Consider the following 13,794-nt stretch of genomic DNA (forward strand, 5'->3'; position numbering starts at 1 on the left):
AACTGTGATCAACAGGTCAATCAAGTGTGAAAAACTTGTCCTGTCTATTCTGATACATTTCAAGACGTTACTGAAAACTGCAGGAGCGAACGTGCTCGCCCCTGCCTACTGCGCTTACAGCTTGGGCGGGTTCAGCTCGACACGAAAGCAGCAACCGCTGGGCTCCATGGTGCTCAAGCTGACGCTCCAGCCCTGGTTCTCACAGATGCGTTGTACCAGCGACAGCCCGAGCCCCAGACCCTCGCCGCGCTTCTCGCTGCCACTGCCGCGCACGAAGGGCTCGAACATCGCTTCGCGCTTTTCCTCGGGAATGCCGACGCCGGAGTCCTCCACCACGAACCCGCTGGGTTCAAGGGTGAGGCGAATAAAGCCGTGTTCGGTGTAGTGCAAGGCGTTGCGCAACAGATTGCCCATCACTGCGTGCAAAAAGGTGGTGTTGTAACGCGTGTCCAGCGGGCTGCCCGGGTGGTAGATGAGCTCCAGGCCCTTGCGCTCGATGGGCTCGCGCCAGATGCCGAGCAGGTCTTCAGCCACCTGCGGCAAGGTCACCTGGGGCGACATGGTTTCCTCGCTGTGTTCGGCGCGGGCGAGCATCAGGAAGGTCTGCACCAGTTCGCGCATCTCTTCACAGGCCCGGGCAATGCGCTGCACCTGGTTGCGTCCGCGCTGATCGATCGCCGGGTTCTCCAGCAGCAGTTCGCAGGAGCTGGCCAGCACCATCAGCGGGGTGCGCAACTCGTGGCTCACGTCGCTGGTAAACAGCTGCTCGCGCGACAGCGCCTGGCGCAGGCGGCCCAAGGTGGCGTCGAACGCCACCGCCAGCTCACCCACTTCGTCAGCCGCATAATCCGGCGCCAGGGGCGGTGCCAGGCCGAGCAACTGATCGCGGTGGCGCACCTGACGGGCCAGCCGTACCACCGGCGCCATCACCTTGCGCGCCAGTACCCAGCCAAGGAATACCGCCAGCGCCAGGCTGAGCACAAAGCCCACCAGCACCACGGCAAACAGCACACGCTCGCGCTCTTCGAAATCGCTCTGGTCCTGCAGCAACACATAGCGCCGACCATCCACCACTTCAACCATGGCGTGATACGACAGCGACTCGCGAAATACTTCATGGAAACCCGGTTCCAGGTGCCGCAGGTCCTTGGGCAGCTCGAAGTCGCCCGGCCCGCCGCTGAAGTAAAACAGCTGATCCGGCTCGGGACGGTGGCGCCAGTCTTCAACGCTGTCCATCAGCAGCAGGCGTTGCAGGTCGCCGCCCAGGCCGGCCGAGATGAGTTTCTCTTCTACCAGGTGCACCGTGGCAACAATGCCCATGGCGAAGGCCCCCGCCACCAGCGCGCTCATCAGGGCAAACGCAATGATGATCCGCTGGGCAAGGCTTTGCTTAAACTCCATCTCGACCCTCGACCAGGCGGTAACCCACGCCGTGCACGGTTTGAAGCAGCGGCTTGGCAAATGGCTTGTCGATCACCTGACGCAATTGGTGGACGTGGCTGCGCAGGCTGTCGCTGTCCGGACAGTCATCGCCCCACAGCGCTTCTTCGAGGATCTCGCGACGCAACACGTGGGGGCTCTTCTGCATCAAGACTGCCAGCAGCTTGAGGCCGACCGGGTTGAGCTTGAGCAGGCGGCCCTCGCGGGTCACCTCGAGGGTGTCGAGGTCGTAGCTCAGGTCGCCCACTTGCAGCGCACGGCGTCCGCCACCCTGGGCACGGCGCAGCACGGCTTCGATGCGTGCGGCCAACTCCGACAGCGCGAACGGCTTGAGCAGGTAGTCATCGGCGCCGGACTTGAAGCCTTGCAGGCGGTCATCCAACTGGTCGCGGGCGGTGAGCATGATGACGGGCGTGTCACGCCGCGCATCTTCGCGCAGGCGCTTGCACAGGGTGTAGCCGTCGATGCCCGGCAGCATGATGTCGAGCACGATCAGGTCGTAATGCTCGGTGGCGGCCAGGTGCAGGCCCGACAGACCGTCCTGCGCACAGTCGACGGTATAGCCCTTGAGTCCCAGATAATCCGCCAGGTTGGCGAGGATATCGCGGTTGTCTTCAACCAATAAAATTCGCATGGGCAATGTCTCCGTACGCGGTAACGGCCATGTTGGCTCGCGCAGCTTAAGGGCAAGTGTGGTTTACGGCTAGGGCTGGAGGGCCAATTGGCCCCTTGAGGGCAGCCAATAAAAAGCCCCGCCTGCATCACTGCAGGCGGGGCTTTCGGTACAGGGGTAAGGCTGGCTTACATCATGCCGCCCATGCCACCCATGCCGCCCATGTCTGGCATACCGCCGCCAGCCGAGCCTTCAGCCTTCGGCTTGTCAGCAATGGCGGCTTCGGTGGTCAGGATCAGGCCACCGATGGAGGCTGCTGCCTGCAATGCCGAACGGGTCACCTTGGTAGGATCCAGGATGCCCATTTCGATCATGTCGCCGTAGACGCCAGTTGCAGCGTTGTAACCGTAGTTACCTTTGCCGTTCTTGACTTCGTTGACCACAACGCTTGGCTCGTCGCCGGAGTTGGCAGCGATCTGGCGCAGCGGTGCTTCAACAGCGCGACGCAGTACAGCAATACCGACGTTCTGGTCAGCGTTGTCGCCGGTCAGATTGGTCAGCGCTTCCAGAGCACGGATCAGCGCAACGCCACCGCCAGGTACCACGCCTTCTTCGACGGCTGCGCGGGTTGCGTGCAGGGCGTCTTCAACGCGGGCTTTCTTCTCTTTCATTTCAACTTCGGAGCCAGCGCCAACCTTGATCACTGCAACGCCGCCGGACAGCTTGGCCAGACGTTCCTGCAGTTTTTCACGGTCGTAGTCCGAGGAAGTTTCGGCAACCTGGGCACGGATCTGGTTGATACGGGACTGGATGTCGCCTTCAACGCCAGCACCGTCAACGATGATGGTGTTTTCCTTGGAGATGGTCACGCGCTTGGCGCTGCCCAGGTTTTCCAGGGTGGCGCTTTCCAGGCTCAGGCCGATCTCTTCGGAGATAACGGTACCGCCGGTCAATACGGCGATGTCCTGCAACATGGCCTTGCGACGGTCGCCGAAGCCCGGTGCCTTGACGGCTGCGACTTTAACGATACCGCGCATGTTGTTCACGACCAGAGTCGCCAGGGCTTCGCCTTCAACGTCTTCGGAAACGATCAGCAGCGGACGGCCTGCCTTGGCAACAGCTTCCAGCACCGGCAGCATTTCGCGGATGTTGGAGATTTTTTTGTCGACCAGCAGGATCAGCGGGCTGTCCAGCTCGGCAACCATGGTCTCAGGCTTGTTGACGAAGTACGGGGACAGGTAGCCACGGTCGAACTGCATGCCTTCTACAACCGACAGTTCGTTTTCCAGGCCGCTGCCTTCTTCAACGGTGATCACGCCTTCTTTACCAACTTTTTCCATGGCTTCGGCAATGATGTCGCCGATGGAGCTGTCGGAGTTGGCGGAGATGGTACCGACCTGAGCGATAGCCTTGGTGTCAGCGCATGGCTTGGACAGGTTTTTCAGCTCGGCAACGACGGCGATGGTCGCCTTGTCGATGCCGCGCTTGAGGTCCATCGGGTTCATGCCGGCAGCGACGGCCTTGTAGCCTTCGTTGACGATTGCCTGAGCAAGCACGGTAGCGGTGGTGGTGCCGTCGCCTGCGTCATCGTTGGCACGGGAGGCAACGTCTTTGACCAGCTGCGCGCCCATGTTTTCGAAACGGTCTTCGAGCTCGATTTCCTTGGCGACGGAAACGCCGTCCTTGGTGATGGTCGGAGCGCCGAAGCTCTTCTCGATGATCACGTTACGGCCTTTAGGGCCCAGGGTCGCTTTTACTGCGTCAGCCAGGACGTTGACACCGGTGAGCATTTTTTTGCGGGCGGAATCGCCGAATTTAACTTCTTTAGCAGCCATGATCGATATTCCTTAAATACTTTGTAGTAACGGGAAAATGAGCGGGGAAATCAGTCTTCCAGAACAGCGAGAATCTCGTTCTCAGCCATAACCAGCAGGTCTTCGCCGTCGACTTTCACAGTGTTGCTGCCCGAGTAAGGGCCAAATACAACCTTGTCACCGACTTTAACGGCCAGCGCACGTACGTCACCGTTTTCCAGAGTCTTGCCTGGGCCTGCAGCGACGATCACACCGTGGTTGGCTTTTTCAGCAGCCGAACCTGGCAGAACGATACCGCCAGCGGTTTTCTTTTCTTCTTCGCTGCGACGGATTACGACGCGGTCGTGCAGAGGACGAAGCTTGCTCATTGTCGATCTCTCCTAATTGTGTTTTTCATCGGCCGGTATCAGTACCGGCGGGTTGTAATCCGGCTGTGCCGGTCGCGTCTCGCCAGGCAAGACGCGGAAGTCTGTCTGGCGTTGCCACCAGAAAACCTTTCGGTGACCGATACATAAGGGCGCATAAGCTTATTACAAGGGGTCGAGACGGATTTTTTTGCATCTGCGGCCCAAAGCAACACGGCACCCGAAGGTGCCGTGTCAGTGAAGCGTTATTTGTTGTCGCGGTGTTCGAACTCGCCTTCGATCACGTCGCCTTCACGCCCAAGAGGCTGGCGCGGTGCCGGGCCACCTCGGGGTTGCAGGTCGTCGGCAAAGGCGCGTTGGCGCATCGCAGCCTCTTCGGCACGCTGGCGCATCTTGCCGGCCAGACGTTTGCGGGTGAACGGCAACAGCATCACCAGGCCGGCCACGTCACTGATAAAGCCGGGAAGGATCAACAGGCCGCCAGCCAGGGCCATCATCAGGCCTTCCAGCATGGTCTGGGCGGGCAGCTCGCCGCGGTTCAGGCTTTCACGGGCACGCAATGCCGTGGCCAGGCCGGCGACGCGCAGCACCAGTACGCCGAGCATCGAGCCGAGAATGATCAGTAACAGGGCCGGGAAAAACCCGATTGCGCTGCTGACTTGAACGAAGACGAACAGCTCCAACACCGGGAACAGCAGAAAGAGCAATGAAAAAGGGCGCATCAAATGGTTCCTCAACGCAAGAATGCCTTGCCAGTCCACCCTAGATGACGTCGCCATTGTGTGAATTCAAGCGCTGGCAGGCTCTTTTTTCGGCCAGGCTTCGGCATGGGCCAATGAAACCAGGGCCTCTCTCACTTGTGTCGGGGTGTTGCAAGGCGTTGCAAACGGCAACCAGTGCAGCGATTGGCCGATACGCAGGTGCAAGCCTTCGCTGTCGATGCCGGCCAGTTGCGCAGGCTCGCGGGTCGGCAAGTCGCCCAGTTGCACGTAGTGAGCAATGGCCTTGGCGTGATCGCTGTTCATGTGCTCAACCATGCTGCGCTCGGCCTTGCCGGCGAACGGGTTGGCCAGGGTCAACTGGTCGACCCAGTGAATGGCGCCAAATCCGCCGATATAACGATGGCGCACCGGCTGGAGTACCCAGAAGTCGAAATCGTGAGCCTTGTGATAGTTGGCCGAATCGGGGAAGTAGCGGTAATAGCGCTCGGCGGCGGCCTCGATGGCAGCGGCGTCTTCAAGCTTTTCGGCTTCGGCGAGGTAAGTCAGACGCCCCACCGCCTGCACGTCATCCGCCTCGCGCTCACCCACCAACAGCGAGCACTTGGGGTCTTTTTGCAGGTTATGGGTATGTTGGGCAATTCGGCTGATGAGGATCAGCGGCCGGCCCTGCTCGTCCAGGCAATACGGCACGACCGAGCCGAACGGAAAGCCGGGCATGGCTTTGGACAGTGTGGAGAGAGCCCCACGGTATTCCTTGAGCAACAGCTCTCGGGCATTTTTGGCAACCTGCGCGCTCAACGTGTGACTCCTCGTGTATTCCGCTGCCCACGGTTTATGGGAATGGATCTCAACACAAGGTAATCAATCTACGCGCCGGTTGCCAGCAACGATCCCGCAGTGTGCCCGACTTTATTACCAGGCCACGCCAAAGCCTGCGGTGTAGCGGGTTTTGCTCAAGTCGCTTTGTTCTTCACCGCTGACCACATCACGTTCGGCCTTGAGATTGAGCGACGCCCATTCGGTGACCTTGTAGCGCAGACCGATTTCCGCATCCAGCGAGTAGTCGGCCGGCGCGTCGATCGGCTTGCCCAGCTCGCCGTTGGTGAAGAACTCCACGGTCTTGCCAATCAGGTAGCGGTTGTAGTTCCACTTCATGGCCAGGGAATAGAAGTTGTCCTTGCCGCCATTGGCATATTCGTAATCGGTGCGGTTGACCAGCGAGCCGAGGGAGAATGCGCCCAGCTCGTCATCCCAGAACTGATAGCCCGGGCCGGTACCGACGGTGCGCTGGCGTGCCAGCTCTTCAACCTTGTCGCGCTTGTAGGTCAGGCGACCCTGCCAGAACCAATGTTCGGTGATGAAGCGGTCCAGATCGTATTCCAGGGCCCAGTTGTCGGTGGTGGTGACATCGTCCTGGAACTCGCGGTTGTATTCGCCCTGCCCGGTATGACGCCATTGGCCATGGCGCGCAGTGGTCTTGAAGTCGATGTCGTAGTCGTTGGTGTCGCGTTCGGCGCGCTTGTAGTCCAGGGCCATATCGACGTTGCCTTTCCACACCAGGTCCTGGATGACAGGCTTGGGCTTGAGGATCTGCTGGATGCTTGCCAGCTCGACGGTCTTGGGCGCTTCGCCATTGGCCAGTACCACTTTGCCGTCGTCCGCAGGTTTCAGGGACTTGGCCTGCTCACCGCTGTAGGCATCCTGCTTGACCAGCAGTTCCTGGTCGCTCTCCAGGGTTTTCACCTGCTTCCAGTCCACCGGGATGGCGCCGCCATAGCTGGTCTGGATCAGCAGTTTGCCGCCATCGAAGACCTTGATCTTACCCGTCAGGCGGTCACCGTTCTTCAACCAGACGGTATCGGCGAGCACGGGGGTTGAGGCGCTGAAAATAGCGAGGCACAGCAGGGTTCTGGACAACATAAGCGGATTCGGGGCTCAGGGTTGGCGAAAAAAGGACGATTATCGTGTTAGATAGCTAGCACTGACTCAAGTATGAATGTTCAGTTCAACCAATGCCCTTATTTTTACAGACGTTTCTTACAAACAGACAGACGATCTCGACGGATAGGCCCACAGTGAATCAAGCTGCCGATACCCCGCAAAGCCCCGCCGACATGCGTCGTACGGCGTTATACCTGACTTTGGCGCAGGTCCCCGAAGGCTGCGTGGTGAGTTATGGCGAACTGGCACACCTGGCAGGGCTGGGTCGCGCTGCACGCTGGGTGGGGCGCACCCTCAGCCAGTTGCCGGATGACACGCGCCTGCCCTGGCATCGGGTGTTGGGTGCCGGTGGTCGGATAAGCTTGCCGGCGGGCAGCGCCTCGGGCGACGAGCAACGTGCTCGCTTGCGCGCCGAGGGCGTCACAGTGCGCAACAATCGTGTGGATATTCAGCGCCATGGCTGGCGCCCGGTAGAGCACAGCGGTTAGAGTGCGCGCTTTGTTTCCCGTGAATCTGAGGCAGACTCCAGCCCATGCCCCGTAAAACCTGGCGCGCCGCGCTCGCCGCCTATGCCAGCCCTTCGACGCTTGTCCTGTTGTTGCTTGGCTTTGCCGCCGGCCTGCCTTACATGTTGGTGTTTTCAACGCTGTCGGTGTGGCTGCGCGAGGCCGGTGTGGCCCGTGAGACCATCGGCTATGCGAGCCTGATCGGCCTGGCGTACGCCTTCAAATGGGTCTGGTCGCCGCTGCTCGACCAATGGCGCCTGCCATTGCTCGGCAAACTCGGACGTCGTCGCTCCTGGCTGGTCCTCGCCCAATCGCTGGTGATCCTCGGATTGATCGGCATGGGCTTTTGCGACCCGCAAAAACATTTGTCGTGGCTGATCGCGATTGCGGTGGTGGTGGCGTTCGCGTCGGCCACCCAGGACATTGCGGTGGATGCCTATCGCCTGGAAATCGCCGACGACAGCCGCCAGGCCGCCCTGGCCGCCAGCTATATGTCCGGTTATCGCATTGCTGCCCTGCTCGCCACCGCAGGCGCGCTGTTCTTTGCAGAGGGTTTCGGCTCAACGGGCTTCAACTATAAGCATTCGGCGTGGACCGGCACCTACGTGCTGTTCGGCGCGCTGATGGTGCCGGCGCTGCTGACCACCCTGTTCATGCGCGAACCCAACGTACCGCTGCGTACCCAGTTGCAGGCGGGGCGCTACAGTTTTGCGCATCAACTGGTCTCGGTATTTGTATTGATCGTGCTGCTGGTGTCGGTGCCGGCGATGTTCACCCAGTTGTACAACACCGATTTCGCCAGCGTGCTGTTCCAGGGCGTAAGCCTGTGGCAATTGTTGATGGAAGACCGCGCCTTCCTGCGCGCCATTCTCTACATCACCCTGACCGCGTTGTGCCTGTCGACCATGGGCCGCCGAGGCCTGGCGCCGGTGCTCACACCGGTCAACGACTTCATCCTGCGCTACCGCTGGCAGGCATTACTGCTGCTCGGGCTGATCGCCACCTATCGCATGTCGGATACCGTGATGGGCGTGATGGCCAACGTGTTCTACATCGACCAGGGCTTCACCAAGGATCAGATTGCCGGAGTCAGCAAGATCTTCGGCCTGATCATGACGCTGCTCGGCGCCGGCATGGGCGGGCTGCTGATTGTGCGGTTCGGCATCCTGCCGATCCTGTTCATTGGCGGCGTGGCCTCGGCCGCCACCAACCTGCTGTTCGTGATGCTCGCCGACATGGGCCCCGACCTGCAGATGCTGATCTTCACCATCTCGCTGGATAACTTCAGTTCGGGCCTGGCGACCTCGGCATTCGTGGCCTACCTGTCGAGCCTGACCAACCTCAAGTTCTCCGCCACGCAATACGCCCTGCTCAGTTCGATCATGCTGCTGCTGCCACGCCTGATCGGCGGGTACTCGGGCGTGATGGTGGAGAAGTTCGGCTATCACAGCTTCTTCCTGATCACCTGCATGCTGGGGGTGCCGACGCTGCTGCTGATTGCGCTGCACTGGTATCAGGAGAATCGGCGGGCGCGATTGAATCCTCCCGCCGAAGAGTGACACGCCTCGGTCAATGTGGGAGCTGGCTTGCCTGCGATGCAGACACCTCGGTACATCAGGCACGCCGCGTTGATGCCATCGCCGGCAAGCCAGCTCCCACCTGAAGCCCTCCCTTTCTGATGCCTGTACTCCGGCAGCAAGCGCCCGTACAATCCCAAGTCATTTCAAGTCCAAGCAACCGACAACGGCCTACCATGCGTACCAGTCAATATTTGCTCGCCACACAGAAAGAAACGCCTTCCGACGCGGTTGTGATCAGCCATCAACTGATGCTGCGCGCCGGCATGATCCGCAAACTGGCCTCGGGCCTGTACACCTGGCTGCCCATGGGCTTGAAGGTGATGCGCAAGGTCGAGGCCATCGTTCGCGAAGAGATGAACGCCGCCGGTTCTCTGGAAGTGTTGATGCCGAGCACCCAACCGGCTGAGCTGTGGCAGGAATCCGGGCGCTGGGAAGAGTACGGCCCTGAGTTGCTGCGCTTCAAGGACCGTCATGGCCGCGATTTCTGCGCCGGCCCGACTCACGAAGAAGTCATCACCGACCTGATGCGCAACGAGCTGAGCAGCTACAAGCAGCTGCCGCTGAACCTGTATCAGATCCAGACCAAATTCCGTGACGAGATCCGCCCGCGCTTCGGCTTGATGCGCGGCCGTGAATTCATCATGAAGGACTCGTATTCGTTCCACGCCGACCAGGCCTCGCTGCAGGTCACCTATGACCGCATGCACCAGGCTTATTGCAACGTGTTCACGCGCCTGGGCCTGAAATTCCGCCCGGTTGAAGCGGACAACGGCTCCATCGGCGGCGCCGGCTCTCACGAGTTCCACGTACTGGCCGAATCAGGTGAAGACGATATCGCCTTCAGCAACGGTTCCGATTACGCGGCGAACATCGAGAAAGCCGAGGCCGTGCCACGGGAAACTTCCCGCCCTGCGGCGGCTGAAGAACTGCGCCTGGTGGATACGCCCGAGACCAAGACCATCGCGGCCCTGGTGGAAAAATTCAATCTGCCGATTGAAAAGACCATCAAGACCCTGATCGTGCGTGCCGAGGAAGAAGGCAAACTGATCGCCCTGGTGATCCGTGGCGATCACGAGCTCAATGAAATCAAAGCTGCCCAGCAACCTGGCGTGGCCAGCCCGTTGGTGATGGCCACCGATGCCGAACTGCGCGACGCCATTGGCGCCGGTGCCGGTTCCCTCGGCCCGCTGAACCTGCCGCTGCCGATCATCATCGACCGTTCGGTTGCACTGATGAGCGATTTTGCCATCGGCGCCAACATCGACGACAAGCACTACTTCGGCGTGAACTGGGAGCGTGACCTGCCCATTCCGACCGTGGCCGACCTGCGTAACGTGGTGGCCGGCGACCCGAGCCCGGATGGCAAGGGCACCCTGGAAATCAAGCGCGGCATCGAAGTCGGGCACATTTTCCAGCTGGGCAACAAGTACAGCAAGGCGATGAAGTGCGAAGTGCTGGGCGAGAACGGCAAGCCGATCACCCTGGAAATGGGCTGCTACGGCATCGGTATTTCCCGCGTGGTGGCGGCTGCCATCGAGCAGAACAACGACGACAAGGGCATCATCTGGAGTGACGCCCTGGCGCCGTTCCAGGTTGCCCTCGTGCCGCTGCGCTACGAAACCGAGCAAGTACGCGAAGCCACCGACAAACTGTATGCCGAACTCACGGCCGCCGGTTTCGAAGTGCTGCTGGATGATCGGGACAAGAAGACCAGCCCGGGTATCAAGTTCGCCGACATGGAACTGATTGGCATCCCGCACCGGATCGTGGTCAGTGACCGCGGCCTGGCCGATGGCAATCTGGAATACAAGAGCCGGACCGAAGCCGAAGCCCAACCGTTGCCGGTGGCTGACGTGCTGTCTTTCCTTCAGGCGCGTATTCGTCGCTGAAAACCATATCAAGAGAAGTCATGTTCAAGCGAAACACCAGAGCCCTGGGGGGCGCCGCCTTGTGCGGCGCCCTGCTGGTCAGCGGCTGCGCCAACCAGATGTCACAACGCAGTGAGCACGAGGAGCGGGTCGAGCGTAAGTTGCTCGATCACAGCCTGCAGATCGATGTAGGCGAGCCCAAAGTGCTGGAGCTGCCGCAGCGCCGGGTTCGCATTCACGAGCAGAAGACCTTCGAAGTCACCGAATTCGAAGTCACCCGCCGCTACGACCGCTACACGCCCTACCAGCCCTGGCGCAAACTCTATGAGATGCCCCTGGGTGCGGTCGCCCTGGTGGCGGGCGCGGGCGCCAACGTGGCGAATATCTTCGCCCTCGGCAACCTGCCTGACAGCATGACCCACGACTGGCTGATCTACGGCGTGGACGGGCTCAACCCGTTCATGAACGTGCAATCCCACGGCCGTGCGCAGCAAAACCTCGCCGGCATCGATGAAGTCCAGCGCGACAAGCGCCTGGAGTATTCGAGCCTGCCGTGGAGCGAGCGCCCGGTGCAGGTCACCGCCGGCAGACAGACCCACGAGCTGACCACCGACCGCAACGGCGTGCTGCGCCTGAACCTGTTGGACAGCCCGTTCGCCGAACAGGACCTGAACCACATCACCACCCTGCTGATCAACGTGCAGGATGGCCAGGACGATGTGCATTCGGATGCTTCCCTGGCAGTCAGCAGCGGCCTGCGCGGCAAGTTGCTGGAAGCCCACGGGCTGATTTTCGACGACCTGGAAGATGACGAAGTGAGCCAGTGGGTGCACCGGGTCAAGCGCCTGTCGGAACTGGGCCTGGAAGAAGAAGCCAGCGAGCTGGAGCAGAGCCTGATCGAACTGACCCGCAATGACCCGGAGTTGCAGCAGGAGTTTCTGCAGGCGCTGACCAAGGATGCGGGGCGTTTGGTGGCGGATCCCGGCGCTCGCTGAGTTTTCGCAAACGCTGTAAATCTAAATGTGGGAGGGGGCTTGCTCCCGATTACGGTGGGTCAGCTATATATAAGCTGACTGATCCACCGCTATCGGGAGCAAGCCCCCTTCCACATTTTGCTCCGGGTTTCTACCAGGAGAATTCCAACTGTTCATTACCGTTGCTGAGGTCGAGCAACCGCACCCCAATCCCCAACAACCGCACCGGCTTGCCCCCACGATTGAACGCCTGCGTCATCAGCTGTTGATAACTCTCCAGATCCCGCCCTGCCCCGGCCTGCTCCAGGGTTGTCTGGGTAAAGTCATGAAACTTCACCTTCACGAACGGCTTGCCCGCACGGTAGCTGCTGTCGATGCGCGCCATGCGCCCGGCCAGGGTTTCCATCAGCTCGGGCAGTTTGGCCAGGCAACTGGCAAGATCGGGAAGGTCCGTATCAAAGGTATTTTCCACACTGATGGACTGTCGCCGGCTGTCATTGTGCACGGCGCGGTCATCAATCCCACGGGCCAGGCTCCACAAGCGCTCACCGAAGCTGCCGAATTCGCGCACCAGCGCCAGCTTGTTCCACTCACGCAGTTGCAGGCAGTCCTCGATTCCCAGGCGCGCCAGCTTGTCGGCAGTGACCTTGCCCACGCCGTGCAGTTTGCTCACGCGCAACTGGGAGACAAAGTCTTCGATCTGATCCGGGGTGATCACAAACAGACCGTTGGGTTTTTTCCAGTCACTGGCGATCTTGGCCAGAAACTTGTTCGGCGCCACCCCGGCGGACACGGTGATATGCAGTTGATTGGAGACGCGGCGGCGGATGTCCTGGGCAATTCGGGTGGCGCTGCCGCCAAAATGCGGGCTGTCGGACACGTCGAGGTAGGCTTCGTCCAGCGATAACGGTTCGATCAGATCGGTGTAGTCGCGAAAGATCGTCTGAATTTCCTTCGAGGCTTCTTTATAGGCGTCCATGCGCGGCTTGACGATGGTCAGGTCCGGGCACAGTTTGAGGGCGTGGCGTGACGACATCGCCGAGCGCACCCCGTAGGCCCGCGCTTCATAGTTGCAGGTGGCGATCACTCCGCGTCGATCCGTCGAGCCACCCACGGCCAACGGTTTTTGCGCCAGGCTCGGGTCATCGCGCATCTCGATGGCGGCGTAGAAGCAATCACAGTCGACGTGGATGATTTTGCGCTGCGTCATATAAACAGGGGTGTATTTCAACGGGCGGCCAGTATCGCACTCACCCCTGTATATAGCACCAGTAGTTTGATTCTTCCGCCTGAGCGGTAGGAAATTTACCTGATGAATGTGTTTTCTCAATCGAATCATCGCCACCGATAGAGCTGAGAGCCCCGGCCATACTGGGCCGGCGCGGCCCACAGCGCCCCAATGGAGAGCTAACCGATTGAACCACAAGCGCTTTTCTTCAATTTACGGGTTGACACACTCGCGTTCCTCTGTAGAATGCCGACACACAGACGCGGGATGGAGCAGTCTGGTAGCTCGTCGGGCTCATAACCCGAAGGTCGTCGGTTCAAATCCGGCTCCCGCAACCAAACATCAAAAAAGGCTACTCGAAAGAGTGGCCTTTTTTGTGCGTGTCTGTTTTATCAACAACTGGACCGCGCATTATTCGAAGCGGACGGCCTGGCAGGCCGACGCGGGGCAAGCCCACTCGCCACACACCCCCGCTCGCCATAAAAGTGTTTTCAATCGAGCACTTAGGCGATATGAGTGGATTAATCACACTTATTTGCCGCATCCGCCCATTAACGGTTGACACCTTGTCGCTGGGCTGTAGAATGCCGCCCACAGACGCGGGATGGAGCAGTCTGGTAGCTCGTCGGGCTCATAACCCGAAGGTCGTCGGTTCAAATCCGGCTCCCGCAACCAAACATCAGAAAAGGCTACTCGAAAGAGTGGCCTTTTTTGTATCCGGTGAAAAAGTTCTTTTTAAACAA

The 13,794-nt window shown here is 60.2% G+C and carries 12 protein-coding genes and 2 tRNA genes; 6 read left to right on the top strand and 8 right to left on the bottom strand.

The annotated features are described in order from the left end of the window. Positions 1-114 precede the first annotated feature (114 nt). The 7 genes from VRB54_RS18965 to VRB54_RS18995 form a co-directional block, all read right to left on the bottom strand. Positions 115-1,401 (bottom strand): HAMP domain-containing sensor histidine kinase, encoded by a 1,287-nt coding sequence (locus VRB54_RS18965; protein ID WP_338478370.1) that lies wholly within the window; start codon positions 1,399-1,401, stop codon positions 115-117. Then, a complete protein-coding gene (gene colR, locus VRB54_RS18970) occupies positions 1,391-2,074 on the bottom strand; it encodes a two-component system response regulator ColR (protein ID WP_338478371.1) in 684 nt (227 codons plus the stop codon). The genes VRB54_RS18965 and colR overlap by 11 nt, the downstream gene beginning before the upstream one ends. A gap of 167 nt (positions 2,075-2,241) precedes the next feature. Beyond that, the gene (gene groL, locus VRB54_RS18975; protein ID WP_057007219.1) at positions 2,242-3,888 is read right to left on the bottom strand and encodes a chaperonin GroEL; all 1,647 of its coding nucleotides are present in this window, start codon (positions 3,886-3,888) and stop codon (positions 2,242-2,244) included. Positions 3,889-3,938: 50 nt separating this feature from the next. Further along, complete coding sequence (locus tag VRB54_RS18980) at positions 3,939-4,235, bottom strand: co-chaperone GroES (protein WP_003175874.1); 297 nt, start codon at positions 4,233-4,235, stop codon at positions 3,939-3,941. A gap of 242 nt (positions 4,236-4,477) precedes the next feature. Further along, positions 4,478-4,954 carry an FxsA family protein gene (locus tag VRB54_RS18985; RefSeq protein ID WP_338478372.1) on the bottom strand — a complete coding sequence of 159 codons (477 nt, stop codon included), beginning with the start codon at positions 4,952-4,954 and terminating at the stop codon, positions 4,478-4,480. A 66-nt stretch (positions 4,955-5,020) separates the two neighbouring features. Then, complete coding sequence (locus VRB54_RS18990) at positions 5,021-5,752, bottom strand: HugZ family protein (RefSeq protein WP_338478373.1); 732 nt, start codon at positions 5,750-5,752, stop codon at positions 5,021-5,023. 114 nt (positions 5,753-5,866) lie between these two features. Continuing rightward, the gene (locus tag VRB54_RS18995) at positions 5,867-6,874 is read right to left on the bottom strand and encodes a DUF481 domain-containing protein (RefSeq protein ID WP_338478374.1); all 1,008 of its coding nucleotides are present in this window, start codon (positions 6,872-6,874) and stop codon (positions 5,867-5,869) included. A 194-nt stretch (positions 6,875-7,068) separates the two neighbouring features. Between VRB54_RS18995 and VRB54_RS19000 the strand changes: the two genes are divergently transcribed. The 4 genes from VRB54_RS19000 to VRB54_RS19015 all read left to right on the top strand — a co-directional run bounded on the left by VRB54_RS19000 (position 7,069) and on the right by VRB54_RS19015 (position 11,844). Further along, positions 7,069-7,383 carry an MGMT family protein gene (locus VRB54_RS19000; protein ID WP_338481132.1) on the top strand — a complete coding sequence of 105 codons (315 nt, stop codon included), beginning with the start codon at positions 7,069-7,071 and terminating at the stop codon, positions 7,381-7,383. 44 nt (positions 7,384-7,427) lie between these two features. Next, positions 7,428-8,960 carry an AmpG family muropeptide MFS transporter gene (locus VRB54_RS19005; RefSeq protein WP_338478376.1) on the top strand — a complete coding sequence of 511 codons (1,533 nt, stop codon included), beginning with the start codon at positions 7,428-7,430 and terminating at the stop codon, positions 8,958-8,960. 194 nt (positions 8,961-9,154) lie between these two features. After that, positions 9,155-10,870, top strand: coding sequence for a proline--tRNA ligase (locus VRB54_RS19010; RefSeq protein WP_338478377.1), 1,716 nt, complete (start codon positions 9,155-9,157; stop codon positions 10,868-10,870). Between the two features lie 20 nt (positions 10,871-10,890). Next, the gene (locus tag VRB54_RS19015; protein WP_338478378.1) at positions 10,891-11,844 is read left to right on the top strand and encodes a hypothetical protein; all 954 of its coding nucleotides are present in this window, start codon (positions 10,891-10,893) and stop codon (positions 11,842-11,844) included. 130 nt (positions 11,845-11,974) lie between these two features. On the opposite strand, the gene dinB is transcribed toward VRB54_RS19015, so the two are convergent. Beyond that, a complete protein-coding gene (gene dinB / locus VRB54_RS19020; protein ID WP_338478379.1) occupies positions 11,975-13,033 on the bottom strand; it encodes a DNA polymerase IV in 1,059 nt (352 codons plus the stop codon). Between the two features lie 279 nt (positions 13,034-13,312). Between dinB and VRB54_RS19025 the strand changes: the two genes are divergently transcribed. After that, positions 13,313-13,389, top strand: a tRNA-Met gene (locus VRB54_RS19025). 260 nt (positions 13,390-13,649) lie between these two features. Then, positions 13,650-13,726: transfer RNA gene (locus VRB54_RS19030), tRNA-Met, on the top strand. The last annotated feature ends 68 nt before the right edge of the window (positions 13,727-13,794 follow it).

The organism is Pseudomonas trivialis (assembly GCF_036864995.1).
Classification (GTDB): domain Bacteria; phylum Pseudomonadota; class Gammaproteobacteria; order Pseudomonadales; family Pseudomonadaceae; genus Aquipseudomonas; species Aquipseudomonas trivialis.